Origin of the sequence: Xanthomonas cucurbitae, from assembly GCF_002939885.1 — a bacterium.
GTDB lineage: Bacteria > Pseudomonadota > Gammaproteobacteria > Xanthomonadales > Xanthomonadaceae > Xanthomonas > Xanthomonas cucurbitae.
On record NZ_MDED01000041.1, the window covers coordinates 1 to 12887 of the forward strand.

Annotated in this window: 13 protein-coding genes; 8 read left to right on the forward strand and 5 right to left on the reverse strand. The window is 63.5% G+C overall.

The features are described 5' to 3' along the window. Positions 1 to 346: 346 nt before the first annotated feature. Positions 347 to 544, forward strand: a complete 198-nt coding sequence (locus XcuCFBP2542_RS16220; protein ID WP_104604978.1) for an addiction module antidote protein — start codon at positions 347 to 349, stop codon at positions 542 to 544. A 306-nt stretch (positions 545 to 850) separates the two neighbouring features. Next, a complete protein-coding gene (locus XcuCFBP2542_RS16225; protein WP_104604937.1) occupies positions 851 to 1525 on the forward strand; it encodes a putative adhesin in 675 nt (224 codons plus the stop codon). Between the two features lie 119 nt (positions 1526 to 1644). Here XcuCFBP2542_RS16225 and XcuCFBP2542_RS16230 read toward each other — a convergent pair whose 3' ends face one another. From XcuCFBP2542_RS16230 to XcuCFBP2542_RS16240, 3 genes are all read right to left on the reverse strand, one after another. Then, a complete protein-coding gene (locus XcuCFBP2542_RS16230; RefSeq protein ID WP_104604939.1) occupies positions 1645 to 2268 on the reverse strand; it encodes a DUF8082 domain-containing protein in 624 nt (207 codons plus the stop codon). Between the two features lie 44 nt (positions 2269 to 2312). After that, positions 2313 to 3440, reverse strand: a complete 1128-nt coding sequence (locus XcuCFBP2542_RS16235) for a Cache 3/Cache 2 fusion domain-containing protein (RefSeq protein WP_104604941.1) — start codon at positions 3438 to 3440, stop codon at positions 2313 to 2315. 348 nt (positions 3441 to 3788) lie between these two features. Further along, positions 3789 to 5123 (reverse strand): Nramp family divalent metal transporter, encoded by a 1335-nt coding sequence (locus XcuCFBP2542_RS16240; RefSeq protein ID WP_104604943.1) that lies wholly within the window; start codon positions 5121 to 5123, stop codon positions 3789 to 3791. A gap of 144 nt (positions 5124 to 5267) precedes the next feature. Here XcuCFBP2542_RS16240 and mntR point away from each other — a divergent pair, with 144 nt between their 5' ends. The 3 genes from mntR (at position 5268) to orn (ending at position 6907) form a co-directional block, all read left to right on the forward strand. Further along, positions 5268 to 5735, forward strand: a complete 468-nt coding sequence (mntR, locus tag XcuCFBP2542_RS16245; protein ID WP_104604945.1) for a manganese-binding transcriptional regulator MntR — start codon at positions 5268 to 5270, stop codon at positions 5733 to 5735. Between the two features lie 59 nt (positions 5736 to 5794). Continuing rightward, on the forward strand, positions 5795 to 6250 hold the full coding sequence (gene tadA, locus XcuCFBP2542_RS16250) for a tRNA adenosine(34) deaminase TadA (protein ID WP_167527005.1): 456 nt from the start codon (positions 5795 to 5797) through the stop codon (positions 6248 to 6250). Between the two features lie 72 nt (positions 6251 to 6322). After that, positions 6323 to 6907 carry an oligoribonuclease gene (gene orn, locus XcuCFBP2542_RS16255; protein WP_104604949.1) on the forward strand — a complete coding sequence of 195 codons (585 nt, stop codon included), beginning with the start codon at positions 6323 to 6325 and terminating at the stop codon, positions 6905 to 6907. A gap of 162 nt (positions 6908 to 7069) precedes the next feature. Here orn and XcuCFBP2542_RS16260 read toward each other — a convergent pair whose 3' ends face one another. Both XcuCFBP2542_RS16260 and ppsA read right to left on the reverse strand, forming a co-directional pair. Next, complete coding sequence (locus tag XcuCFBP2542_RS16260; protein WP_104604951.1) at positions 7070 to 8038, reverse strand: mechanosensitive ion channel family protein; 969 nt, start codon at positions 8036 to 8038, stop codon at positions 7070 to 7072. Then, the gene (ppsA, locus tag XcuCFBP2542_RS16265) at positions 8038 to 10416 is read right to left on the reverse strand and encodes a phosphoenolpyruvate synthase (RefSeq protein ID WP_104604953.1); all 2379 of its coding nucleotides are present in this window, start codon (positions 10414 to 10416) and stop codon (positions 8038 to 8040) included. The genes XcuCFBP2542_RS16260 and ppsA overlap by 1 nt, the downstream gene beginning before the upstream one ends. A 143-nt stretch (positions 10417 to 10559) precedes the next feature. Here ppsA and ppsR point away from each other — a divergent pair, with 143 nt between their 5' ends. From ppsR to XcuCFBP2542_RS16280, 3 genes are all read left to right on the forward strand, one after another. Then, positions 10560 to 11381, forward strand: a complete 822-nt coding sequence (gene ppsR, locus XcuCFBP2542_RS16270) for a posphoenolpyruvate synthetase regulatory kinase/phosphorylase PpsR (protein WP_104604955.1) — start codon at positions 10560 to 10562, stop codon at positions 11379 to 11381. A 201-nt stretch (positions 11382 to 11582) separates the two neighbouring features. Beyond that, the gene (locus XcuCFBP2542_RS16275) at positions 11583 to 12092 is read left to right on the forward strand and encodes a DUF1249 domain-containing protein (RefSeq protein WP_104604957.1); all 510 of its coding nucleotides are present in this window, start codon (positions 11583 to 11585) and stop codon (positions 12090 to 12092) included. A 210-nt stretch (positions 12093 to 12302) separates the two neighbouring features. Further along, positions 12303 to 12791 (forward strand): NUDIX hydrolase, encoded by a 489-nt coding sequence (locus XcuCFBP2542_RS16280; protein ID WP_104604959.1) that lies wholly within the window; start codon positions 12303 to 12305, stop codon positions 12789 to 12791. Positions 12792 to 12887: the final 96 nt, after the last annotated feature.

Below are 12887 nucleotides of genomic sequence, written 5' to 3' on the forward strand. Positions count from 1 at the left end.
GCGACGGCGCTGATGCGCTGCAAGCCTTGCCCAGAGCGAGTTTTGCGCATGGCAAGCAACTTTCTTGGCTGAGGGATGGGGCTAATCAGGAAACCTAAGGCCATTAATATCGAACATCAAAGCTCTGAAACATTATGCCGCATTGTGAATGGAGAAAAACTACAACTATGGGATAATAGTTGGATATCGAATAAGAAGCTTCTGGAAGTGTTGGACACTTCAGGAATAGTAATAAAGGATGCTTCTGAAACGCCTGAGGTTATGGCTTCCGAGGAAGTCGAACTGTTCAAGAAAAATGCGTGGCAATATTAAACTTAGGTCATCTCAAACAGAGAGGAGGCGACAAATGAAAGACAGATCGCATGACACGGCGATAGCCGAGCACTTCCGCGCCGATCCGACCTATGCAGCGGAACTGTTGGCCGAAGTCCGCCGCGACGGCAACCCGGCCGAGCTAGCCATTCTGTTGCGGCAGATGGCCACGGCCTCGGAAGGTTGCGCGAAGTCGGATTACGCTGATACAGGGCGCGCGCTATCTCGCTGATTTGAACGTGGTATTTTTCATGGTTTAGTGAGTAATGCAATCTTCAAGCTACTGATTTATATAGTCTTTGTTTTGTAATTTATAATTGAGTGGGAGTGACATCCGGTCCTTTGTGGGCCATCGTCAGGCCCTGGTCGTCGTGGGTCGGCCAGGGGGCAGTGTCATGATCCGCTTCCAGTAGTCTTAGTTGCTGTGAAGCGTTCGTGGAGTGCGGGATTGCGATCCCATCGGGCTGCTGGGTGAGACGATCTGCCGGGTGCCTGCGTGGAATTGGAGCTAGCCTCGGATCTACTCCTGACGTTGTAGATGGTGATGAAAGAGCGCGCGCACGATGGTAAGGCTCCAGTCGAGCTGGGCGAAAAGCTCTATTTCTTCAAGAGTTCCACCCCAGGGGTGGATCAGTGCCTGATCTGGGGGCACGCCGGATTGCTGTGGGGGCATGGGCAATACATGATTCCCAGTGGCATCAGACTCTATTTCTTCAGTGCGCCAGGCGAGAGGGTGAAATCTGAGCCTGGAAGAATGATTCGCAGTGGTTGGATGCAGGACAGTGACACGAACAACAAGGTGCATGTGCCCGAGCGTCATCCGTCGTCGTTGGTACCCGATTACATTCTGACAAAAGCCATCGGTAGCGGCTTTTCGGGCACGCGAACGGTCGCAGGAAGGGTCGAGAAGTCGAAATACGGCTACGACTCCATCAGGAAGGATATGGGCTACAACGCGATCGCGCAGAAGTCGGCTCCGCCCCCGGATTATCCCTTCGACGAAGCAAAGCCGGGGGATTGGTCGACCCATGTTGTCAGCGTGCGACGACGGTGGAAGGAGGGAAAATCCGTGCAGTTGAGCGAGGTCATCACAGCGGTGTGCGCCCACGACGACAGCGTGCGCAGGTTCTACTTCGGCGGGTGCCGGGGCGATGCCAGCGGCAGCTACTTGATGTCGGCGTTTGTGAAAGCTGGTATCGCGTTCATTGCGTAGCGTCCCCAATGGCTGGCAGGACCTAGCGCGCAATCGTCAGGGCGTGCAGCCGCCGCAGTGCACAGGCGACGCCTGGCGACGCGTGCGGCCTTGCGATTGCGCAACGCGCGGGGCCGCCGTCAGCGCAGCTTGGCCAGCGCGGCGCGCGCGTCGGTCATGAAGCGCTGGCCTTCCTGCGGCGTGGCCAGGTTGGCGCTCAGCTGGCTGAGCACCTGTTCGATATCGCTGGACGCTTCCCAGGCTTCGTCGCACAGCATGCCGGCGATGGGGCCGAGATAGTTCAGCGCGACTTTTTCCAGTGCATCGCGAACGCGCGCGTCCTGAGCGCCGGCGCCGCCATTGGTTGACGGCGCAGGGGCGGGTGATGCCGCAGGCGCAGGCGCCGGAACTGGGGCGGACGCAACCGGCGCGCGGGCTTGTGTCGGCGCCCCGCCCAGATCCTGTTCAAAACCGCCCATCAACCACTGACGCGAGTCTTCGCCCAGTAGCGAGGGCTTGCCCAGGCCGGCGCCGGGATCGGCCTGGAAGCGCGCCTTCGCGGCACCGACCATGGTGAGGCGTTGCACCGCCTCGTCGTTGCGCAGCATGCGAAAGACCACTTCCTCGATCTGACCGGCGTTGATGCGGACGATGCAGGAATGGTTTTCTTCGGTGACGACGAAGAGGAAGCCGGACGCCTTCTTCAATGCCAGCGCCCTGAGTTCGCGCAGGACCTCGATCAGCGGACGGAATTCATTGGACATGGCGTCTTCCTAGCATCGTCTGGTACGGAGGCGTCTGCAGCAGCTCAGCGTTTGCTGAGCCGCTCCATGGCCAGGCGGACACTGTTGGACAGGCGCGAGATGGCGCGTGCCAGCGTGCCGATTTCGTCCTTGAGATTGACCTCGGTGATGGTGTGGTTCCACTTGCCCAGGCTGAGTTCTTCGGCCACGGTGGTCAGGTGCTGGATGGGGCGCAGCACGCGGCTCCAGATCAAGGCCCACTGCAGGCCGAGCAGCAGGGCGCAGACCAGCAGGCCGATGCCGGCGATCCACAACGACTGACGCACGATCACGCCGTTGACGTCGCTCTTGGGATACGCCGACACCAGGGTGAAGCCCCAGTCCGGCACGTCCTGCTTGGTCACCACCCAGTCGTCCGGGGTTTCCTTGACGATGCGCTCGATGGTGGCGGTGTCGGTGGTGGCACCGGTGGTCGACTGGAAGCGCAGCTTGTTGGTGCTGTCGAACACGGCGATGAAGCCTGAGTCGAGCACGCGGCGGCTGCTGACCACGTTTTCCAGTGCTTGGGTGTCGGCCTTGTAGCCCACGTACCAGGCGCCGATGACACGCTTGTCATTGCCGGCGACGATTGGCTCGTAGCCGGTCACGTAGGGGTTGCCCAGGATGTCGACCACGCCATAGAAGCTTTCGCCGCTGCGCAGCTTGGCGGACGCCTGGCCGGCAGGGTCGAGCACGGTGCCGATGGCGCGGCTGCCGTCGTCCTTCTTGACGTTGGTGGAGATGCGCACGAAGTCCTCGCCGGTACGCGAAAACAGCGTGGCGGTGCCTTCGTGAATCGAGGTGACGTCGTCGAGCATGGTGAAGACGTTGGCCTGCGAGCGCTGGCCCAGCAACAGATCGTTGGCATTGCGGTTGGCAACACGCACCTCGTTGCCCAGGCTCGGCGCACCCTGTGCATTGGCATCCCTGCGCAGCTGGCGCATGGAGGAGTGCACGCGGTCCAGCATCATCGAGCGGGTGACTGCGAACAAGGTCTGCAAGGACACCGACTGGCGCTCGATGGATTCGCCGGTTTCGAACCTGACCCGATTGGCTTCGGTAATGGCCAGAATGACCGTCAGCGCCAACACCACGACCAGCACCAGAGCCAGCACCGGCAACAGCAGGCGCACCCGCAAAGAGTGACGAAGCATCGCAATTCCCCTGAACGCGTTTATATGATTGAGTCGAGTGCCGCCGCAGTGCGGCGATCAGCGTAGCTTTTATCGGCGGCGGCCGACGATGCTGAAGCTGTCCCCATAGCCTTCAGCTGGGGATACGATAGCCCAAGTCGATGGGGTTGGGGGAGCGTGCGCGGGCGTTATGCTCGCCATCGCGCAAGTGGAGTGGGGGTGGTAGACCCGCCGGAAGCAACCGCACTGGTAGCGGCAAGGAGCGCAGATGCTGCCCAAGCCATCGTGCTGAGCCATGGTTCGATACTGCGCAAGCTCGTCGATGCACCTGTTCGGATTGCTTCTGCGTGATGTCGACGCACGATCGGCTCAGCCGAGCGCGATGTCGCATAGGAGTTTCAAGTTCAGGCACACGATGATCGCGGCAATCAGCCAGGCCAGCCGGACCAGCCAGGCCGGTGCCACCAGTGCGCGCATCAGCTGCCGGTCGGAGACGAAGCGCACCAGTGGGATCACCGCAAACGGCAACTGCATCGACAGCACCACCTGGCTCAGTACCAACAGCCGCGCCGTGCCGGCCTCGCCATACAACCAGGTCACCACCAGCACCGGCACGATGGCGATACTGCGGGTGACCAGGCGGCGTAGCCAGGGTGCGAGGCGCAGTTGCAGGAAACCTTCCATCACGATCTGCCCGGCCAGGGTCGCGGTCACGGTGGAATTGACGCCGGAGGCGAGCAGGGCGACCGCGAACAAGGTCGAGGCCAGGCCTACGCCCAGCATCGGCGCGAGCAGGGCATGCGCCTGCTCGATCTCCTGTACGTCGGTGCGTCCTTGCGCATGGAACACTGCCGCGGCCAGGATCAGGATGGCCGCGTTGATGAACAACGCGAACATCAGCGCCACTGTGCTGTCCGTAACCGCCCAGCGCAAGGCCGAGCGGCGCCCCGCATCTGTGCGCGGATACGCACGCGTCTGCACGATCGAGGAATGCAGATACAGGTTATGCGGCATCACCGTCGCGCCGATGATGCCGATCGCCAGATACAGCGCCTGCGGGTCGGTCACCACCTGTGCGTGCGGGATGAAGCCGCCCAGCACCGCCGCGATCGGTGGCGCGGCCAGTGCGATCTGGATGCCGAAGCAGACGAAGATGATGAGCAGCAAGGCCATCACGAAGGCTTCCAGCGCGCGGAAGCCACGGTGCATCAGCAGCAACACCAGCACCACATCCACGGCCGTGATGATCGCGCCCAGAGTCAGCGGGATGCCGAACAGCAGCTTCAGTGCGATCGCGGTGCCGATCACCTCGGCCAGGTCGCAGGCGATGATCGCCAGCTCGCACATTCCCCAGAGCGCCAGGTTGGCCGCGCGTGGGTAGCGCGCCCGGCACGCCTGTGCCAGGTCCAGCCCGGTGGCGATGCCCAGCCGCGCCGACAGGCTCTGCAACACGATCGCCATGAGGTTGGAGAGCAGGATCACCGACAGCAACAGGTAGCCGAACTGCGAGCCGCCGGCCAGGTCGGTGGCCCAGTTGCCCGGGTCCATATAGCCCACCGACACCATGTAGCCCGGGCCCAGAAAGGCCAGCAGGCGGAACCACCAGTGGCCTTTGTGGGGCACGGCGACGCTGGCGTGGTGATCGCCAGGGCCGCCACCGCTCTGGGCGGGTGGCGGTGCAGGAGCGAGCTTGTCGGCGAGCATAGGAAGGCGGACGGGAGCGGATCGAACGGATGATATAGCAATTGCTATTCTGTTGAGCATTGGCGAATCCAATCGTAATGCGTGATCGCGTGCCTCACACTAGGGGCCTGGGCAGCGATGCCGGACGCAATGACGAGGACAAGGGTGGGCAAGAGCGAGAAGACGATGGCAGCTGCGCCGTCCCTGATCGATGCGCAGGTGCATATGGAGAGCTTCCGCCAGGTGCGCGAAGCGCGCCGCGCCGAGCTGGTCGAGGACTACGTGGAGCTGATCTCCGATCTGCTGGTCGACGGTGGCGAGGCACGCCAGGTCGATATCGCCGCGCGCCTGGGCGTGGCGCAGCCCACCGTGGCCAAGATGCTCAAGCGGCTGGTGCGCGATGGCTGGGTGGTGCAGCGCCCTTACCGTGGCGTGTTCCTGACCCCGGCCGGCGAGGCGCTGGCCGCTTCCAGCCGGCAGCGGCACCAGATCGTCGAGCGCTTTCTGCTGGCGCTGGGCATCGACCAGGCCACCGCACGTCGCGATGCCGAAGGGATCGAGCACCATGTCAGCGAGGCCACGGTGGCTGCCTTCGCCGCGTTCCTGGATCGCCAGGGCGGCGGAGCGGCGTGAGCGTGTCGCCCGATTGCAGCATCGACGATGCGCCGCAGCTGCGGCTGGACCGGCAGTGGATGCAGCATGCCTTGCAGCTAGCCGAGCGTGCCGAGCGTGACTTTGACGAGATCCCGGTTGGCGCGGTGCTGATCGATGCCCAGGGCCAGGTACTGGGCGAGGGCTGGAATTTCAACATCGCCAGCCACGACCCCAGCGCGCATGCCGAGATCGTGGCGATGCGCGAAGCCGGGCGCCGGCTGACCAATCACCGCCTGCTCGGCTGCACGCTGTACGTCACCCTGGAGCCGTGTGCGATGTGCGCCATGGCGATGATCCATGCGCGCATCGCGCGAGTGGTGTTCGCTGCCAGCGACCCCAAGACCGGTGCCTGCGGCAGCGTGTTCGACCTGCTGGCCGACCCGCGCCACAACCACCGCGTGCAGGTGGCCGGCGGGGTCCTTGCGGCCGAGGCGAGCCTGCGGCTGACCAATTACTTTCGGGCAAAGCGCGGCAAGCCGCCGCTGCTGCCGTGAGCCACATGGGCGCGGTATGATGCGCGCCCTTTCCAGCACCCGGCCGGCGACGGCCATCCACAGGACGGCGATATGGCAGACACCCTTGCAGGCAACGACCGACTGATCTGGATCGATCTGGAAATGACCGGCCTGGACACCGACCAGGACTCGATCATCGAGATCGCCACCATCGTGACCGATGCGCAGTTGAACGTGCTTGCCGAAGGGCCGGAACTGGCCATCGCCCATCCGCTGGAAACGCTGGAGGCGATGGACGAGTGGAACCGCAACCAGCATCGCCGTTCGGGCTTGTGGCAGCGCGTTCTGGACAGCCAGGTCACCCACGCACAGGCCGAGGCGCAGACCGTGGCGTTCTTGAACGAGTGGATCCGCGCCGGCGCTTCGCCGATGTGCGGCAACTCGATCTGCCAGGATCGCCGCTTCCTGCACCGCCAGATGTCGCGCCTGGAGCGCTACTTCCACTACCGCAACCTGGACGTGTCCACCATCAAGGAACTGGCGCGGCGCTGGGCACCGGCCGTGGCCAATGGCTTTGCCAAGAGTTCGGCGCATACCGCGCTGAGCGACGTGCGCGATTCCATCGCCGAGCTGCGCCACTACCGGCAGTTCATGGGGGCACTGGGTGGCGATACCGCCGCCGAGTTGGAAGGCTGAGCGTCACGATCACTGTCGGTGATCTCACGCGGGCGATCGCCGTACTGAGCCATCTGGGAACATCGGGCAGGGCGCAAGCCTGCGACTCGCCCCGGATCAGGGCTGACGAACAGAAAAGGCCGCATCCTTCGATGCGGCCTTTTGTCTCTCAGCTTGTCAACCTCACCGTGCCAGCGATGGCCCCTTGGCGAGGTCGCCATCGTCGGTGATGCCTTTGATCAGCAGATCGGAGATCGGCTTGCCGTCGGCATCGTGGTGATACACGTGCAGGTCGCGCTGCGGATAGGGGATATGCAGCCCGTTCTCCAGCAACTGATGGCGAATCTGCTCCAGCGTGGTGCTCTTGGCCGCGCCGAAGTCCGCATTGGTGGAATAGGCGAACAGCATCAGGTCGACCGTGCTCTCGCCCAGATTGGTCACCTGCACGAATGGCGCGGGCGAGTCCAGTACGTGAGGGTTGTCCTTGGCAATCTGCAGCAACAACTGCTGGGCTTTCTTCAGGTCGTCGTCGTAGCCCACGCCCACCGTCACGTCCAGCCGGCGGTTGGGCAGGGTGCTGTAGTTGATGATGGGCGCCGTGGAAATGGTGCTGTTGGGCAGGGTAATCATGCGATCGTCGAAGGCCCGCAGCCGGGTCTGGAAGATCCGGATCTCATCGACAATGCCTTCCTGCCCGGCAATCACCACATGGTCGCCATCGCGCATCGGCCGCAACACGATCAGCATGACCCCGGCAGCGATGTTGGACAGCGAGTCCTTCAACGCCAGGCCGACCGCCAGACCTGCCGCGCCCAGTACCGCGATCAACGACGTCGGCGGTACGCCGATCTTGCTGAGGGTGCTGACAAATACCAGTACCAGCAGTAACGCGTACGCGACGTTGCGCAGGAAGTTGGTCAGCGTGATTTCGACACGGGCGCGCGTCAGTGCACGATGCAGCCACTGGCTGAGCTGCTTGGCCAGCCACATGCCCACCACCAGGATGACCAGCGCAACCCCCCAGTCCAGCAGGATTTGCGCCCAGTCCACCTTGTCCCAGCCAGTGGGCGCCTGGGGGGCGACCACCACGGTCTTGGTCGTGGCCGCCGCTGCTCCCGCAGCGGCGGCCATCATTGCACCCAACACTCCCATCAGCTCTCGCTCTTGAGCTTGGCCAGGCGCAGCCAGGTATCGACCACGGTGTCAGGATTCAGCGACACCGATTCGATGCCTTCCTGCATCAACCACTCAGCCAGTTCCGGGTGATCCGAAGGCCCCTGACCGCAAATGCCCACGTACTTGCCCTTGGCGCGCGCCGACTTGATCGCCATCGATAGCAGCTTCTTCACCGCCGGGTTTCTCTCGTCGAACAGATGCGCCACGATCGACGAGTCGCGGTCCAGGCCCAGGGTGAGCTGGGTCAGGTCGTTGGAGCCGATCGAGAAACCGTCGAAGATGTCCAGGAACTCATCGGCCAGCAGCGCGTTGGACGGCAGTTCGCACATCATGATGATCTTCAGCCCGTTCTCGCCTTGCTTGAGCCCGTTCTGCTCCAGCACCTCGATCACCTTGCGGCCTTCTTCCAGCGTGCGCACGAACGGAATCATCACCCAGAGGTTGTCCAGGCCCATCTCGTTGCGCACCTTCAGCACCGCCTTGCACTCCAGCGCAAAGGCCTTGGTGAAGGACGGATCGACATAACGGCTGGCGCCGCGGAAGCCGATCATCGGGTTCTCTTCATGCGGCTCGTAACGCGAGCCGCCGATCAGGTTGGCGTATTCGTTGGACTTGAAGTCCGACAGGCGCACGATCACCGTGTTCGGTGCCACCGATGCCGTCAGCGTGGCGATGCCTTCGGCCAGGCGATTGACGTAGAAGCTCACCGGGTCGCCGTAGCCGGCGATCTTGGCGTCGATCTTCCTGCGCACGTCCGCGTCCTGCTTGTCGTATTCCAGCAGCGCATTCGGATGGATGCCGATATGCGCGGCGATGATCATCTCCAGGCGCGCCAGGCCAATGCCGGCGTTGGGCAACTGGCCGAAGTCGAAGGCCCGCTCCGGGTTGGCCACGTTCATCATGATCTTGAGCGGGGCAGGCGGCATGTTGCCCAGATCGGTGGTGGTGCGCTCGAACGGCAGCAGGCCGTCGTAGATGAAGCCGGTGTCGCCCTCGGCGCAGCTCACGGTGACCTGCTGTCCATCGCTGATGATGTCGGTGGCATTGCCCGAGCCGACCACGGCCGGCACGCCCAACTCGCGCGCGATGATCGCGGCGTGGCAGGTGCGGCCACCGCGATTGGTGACAATGGCCGAGGCGCGCTTCATCACCGGCTCCCAGTCGGGGTCGGTCATGTCGGCGATCAGCACGTCGCCGGCCTGCACGCGGCTCATGTCGTCCAGCGAGCGCACCACGCGTGCCACGCCGCTGCCGATCTTTGCGCCCACTGCGCGGCCTTCGACCAGGATCTTGGCGTCCTTGGCATCCAGCGAGAAGCGCTCGATCTGGGTGGCGTGGCTGCGCGACTTCACCGTCTCCGGGCGCGCCTGCACAATGAACAGCTTGCCGCTGACCCCGTCCTTGGCCCACTCGATATCCATCGGGCGGCCATAATGCTTTTCGATCACCAGGGCCTGCTTGGAAAGCTCCTGCACGTCTTCATCGCTGATCGAGAAGGTGCCGCGCAGCTCCGCCGGGGTGTCTTCGATGCGCACGCGTTCACCGGGCACATCCGAATACACCATGCGAATGGCCTTGCTACCCAGTGAGCGGCGCAGGATCGCCGGATTGCCCGCAGTCAAGGTGGGTTTGTAGACGTAGAACTCGTCCGGGTTGACCGCGCCTTGCACGACCATTTCGCCCAGGCCAAAGCTGGAGGTGACGAACACCACGTCGCGGAAGCCGGATTCGGTGTCCAGCGTGAACAGCACGCCCGACGAACCCACGCCCGAGCGCACCATCAACTGCACGCCGGCCGACAGGAACACGTCCTCGTGCTTGAAGCCGTGGTGCACGCGGTAGGCGATCGCACGGTCGTTGTAGAGGCTGGCGAACACTTCCTTGACTTTGTGCACGACGTCGTCGGCGCCGGTCACGTTGAGGAAGGTCTCCTGCTGGCCCGCGAACGATGCGTCGGGCAGGTCCTCGGCGGTGGCGGAGGAGCGCACTGCCACGGCCACGTCGCCGCCGCCGTTTTCGGCGCAGAGTTTTTCGTAGGCGGTGCGGATGTCGCGGTCCAGCTCCGGCTGCAGCGGGGCATCGATCACCCAGCCGCGAATTTCCTTGCCGGCGACAGTGAGGGCATTGACGTCCTCCACATCCAGCGTTTCGAGCTTGTCGAAGATGCGCTTGGACAGGTCGTTGTGGGCAATGAAGTCCTTGAATGCCTCGGCAGTGGTCGCATATCCACCGGGTACCGAAACGCCCAACCCGGCCAAGTTGCCGATCATCTCGCCGAGCGAGGAATTTTTACCGCCTACGCGGGCCAGATCGACCAAGCGTAGCTCATGCAACCACAGGATATTCTCGTTCAAGCGCGATGCTCCGTATGGCCATCGCCCGAGCGGGCTTGGATGGCCGCGTCCGTAGGAAGAAGCCGCTATGATGCAGCGCACAGCGGAATCTGCACAAGCATGAACCCGTAAGTTTTGGACACCAGTTCAAAGAGGTGGTCTTGATGTCAACAATCCGGCCGGTCTTTTACGTCTCCGATGGAACCGGTATCACCGCTGAAACGATTGGGCATAGCCTGCTCACCCAGTTCAGCGGATTCAACTTCGTCACCGACCGCATGTCGTTCATCGATGATGCAGAAAAGGCGCGCGATGCCGCGATGCGGGTGCGCGCCGCCGGCGAGCGGTATCAGGTGCGCCCGGTGGTGGTCAATTCGTGCGTGGATCCACAATTGAGCATGATCCTGGCCGAGAGCGGTGCGCTGATGCTGGACGTGTTCGCGCCCTTCATCGAGCCGCTGGAGCGCGAGCTCAATGCGCCACGGCATTCGCGCGTGGGGCGCGCGCACGGCATGGTGGACTTCGAAACCTATCATCGGCGCATCAACGCGATGAACTTCGCGCTGAGCCACGACGACGGGATTGCGCTCAATTACGACGAGGCCGACGTGATCCTGGTGGCGGTGTCGCGCGCCGGCAAGACGCCGACCTGCATCTACCTGGCCTTGCATTACGGCATCCGCGCCGCCAACTATCCGTTGACCGATGAAGACCTGGACAACGAGCAGCTGCCGCCGCGGCTGCGCAATTACCGCAGCAAGCTGTTCGGCCTGACCATCGATCCGGAACGTCTGCAGCAGATCCGTCAGGAGCGGCGCGCCAATTCGCGTTACAGCGCCGCCGAGACCTGTCGGCGTGAAGTGGCCATCGCCGAGCGCATGTTCCAGATGGAACGTATCCCCTCGCTCAGCACCACCAACACCTCGATCGAGGAAATCTCCAGCAAGGTGTTGTCCACCTTGGGGCTGCAGCGGGAGATGTTTTGAGGCCGGGATTGGTGGGGCCGGATTCGGGATTGGGCAAGCAAGCGGCGCGTTCGCACTCCGGATGCCGCCGCGATTCGTCGGACGGCTTGCTGGCAGCCCGGGGGAAATCGATCGGGCGGGGCAGTACTCCGCCAAGGTAGGCCTGTCGTCGGGCCCTCGTCAATGCTGCCCGTGCGGCAGCGCAGCGTGTAGGATCGGTGCATGGCCCAGACCTTGAGCAAACTCGACATCATTCCCCGCCTGAGCCGGTTCGGCTGGTTGATGGGCCTGTATGCAGAGAACTTCCAGCATCTGACCCGCTTGTTCGCACCGGGCGACCTGGCACCGGGGTCGTACGTGTCCTCGATCGGTGATGGCCTGGACCTGCGCCTGGATGTGATCGAGTGCCACCGCTACACCGTCGAGCTGCGGTTGACCTACGATCTGTGCGACCCGGTCACCGGCGAGCCGGATCCCTCGGCATATGTGCGCCTGTACCGCGATGCTCGCCAGGCGGAGACCACGCATTGCTACGTGGGCCGTCGCTGGCAGGACGTGATGGGCATGTTCCCGCCGCCGGCCGAGCTCATCAGCCACCGCATGCGCATGAACACCTTCCTGGGCAAGTGGCTGGAGTATCTGGCCGAACGCGGCCATGGGGTGGCGACCTTGCGGCTGGATTCCGGGTACGTCGCTCCGCCAAGGCCGGGTGCGCAGGCCGTTGTTGGCTGACATCCATCGCTGCGTTGCATCTGTCGGTGTAGCGGGCGCGACCATGATGGCCGATTGATCGCCACTCGGTCATCGGCCGGCCAGGCTGCAGATCGTGTGGCTGCTGCCCAAGATGCCGGCTCATCAAGGCGACGTGTCTTATGGCGATCACCTCTGCGTCCAGGCCATGGCATCGGTCATACTGATGCGCTTCGTGTCAGATCCTGTGCCATGCCCTATACCCCGATTGTCGCCACCCTGGGCTACCTGCTGTCGCCGGACGGCACGCAGGTACTGATGATCCATCGCAATGCGCGTCCCGGCGATCAGCACCTGGGCAAGTACAACGGTCTCGGGGGCAAGGTGGAGCCGGATGAGGACGTGCTGGCCTGCATGCGCCGCGAGATCCGCGAAGAAGCCGGTGTGGAGTGCGGCGACATGCAACTGCGCGGCACCATCAGCTGGCCCGGGTTCGGCAAGCAAGGCGAGGATTGGCTGGGGTTCGTGTTCCTGATCCGCAGCTTCGACGGCATCCCGCAGGCGTCCAATCCCGAAGGCACGCTGGAGTGGGTATCCCTCGCGCAGTTGGACCAGGTGCCGATGTGGGAGGGCGACCGCAACTTCCTGCCGCTGGTGTTCGATGGCGACCCGCGGCCGTTCCATGGCGTGATGCCGTATCGCGACGGGCGCATGCAGTCCTGGAGTTATTCGCGCGTTTGAGTGGATGGCGTGGCCGCCAGCACGCTGCGCGCAAGCCGCGTAGCCGATGCGGTGCGCCATCGTGAGCGGCCGAGGCGCCGGCCAGCGACTGGCAGC

Coding starts and splice junctions, on each gene's coding strand:
- orn (WP_104604949.1), top strand. CDS start 6,323: ATGGCAGACACCCTTGCAGGCAACGACCGACTGATCTGGATCGATCTG.
- XcuCFBP2542_RS16280 (WP_104604959.1), top strand. CDS start 12,303: ATGCCCTATACCCCGATTGTCGCCACCCTGGGCTACCTGCTGTCGCCG.
- XcuCFBP2542_RS16235 (WP_104604941.1), bottom strand. CDS start 3,440: ATGCTTCGTCACTCTTTGCGGGTGCGCCTGCTGTTGCCGGTGCTGGCT.
- XcuCFBP2542_RS16225 (WP_104604937.1), top strand. CDS start 851: ATGGTGATGAAAGAGCGCGCGCACGATGGTAAGGCTCCAGTCGAGCTG.
- ppsR (WP_104604955.1), top strand. CDS start 10,560: ATGTCAACAATCCGGCCGGTCTTTTACGTCTCCGATGGAACCGGTATC.
- tadA (WP_167527005.1), top strand. CDS start 5,795: ATGCAGCATGCCTTGCAGCTAGCCGAGCGTGCCGAGCGTGACTTTGAC.
- XcuCFBP2542_RS16240 (WP_104604943.1), bottom strand. CDS start 5,123: ATGCTCGCCGACAAGCTCGCTCCTGCACCGCCACCCGCCCAGAGCGGT.
- XcuCFBP2542_RS16230 (WP_104604939.1), bottom strand. CDS start 2,268: ATGTCCAATGAATTCCGTCCGCTGATCGAGGTCCTGCGCGAACTCAGG.
- XcuCFBP2542_RS16260 (WP_104604951.1), bottom strand. CDS start 8,038: ATGGGAGTGTTGGGTGCAATGATGGCCGCCGCTGCGGGAGCAGCGGCG.
- XcuCFBP2542_RS16220 (WP_104604978.1), top strand. CDS start 347: ATGAAAGACAGATCGCATGACACGGCGATAGCCGAGCACTTCCGCGCC.
- XcuCFBP2542_RS16275 (WP_104604957.1), top strand. CDS start 11,583: ATGGCCCAGACCTTGAGCAAACTCGACATCATTCCCCGCCTGAGCCGG.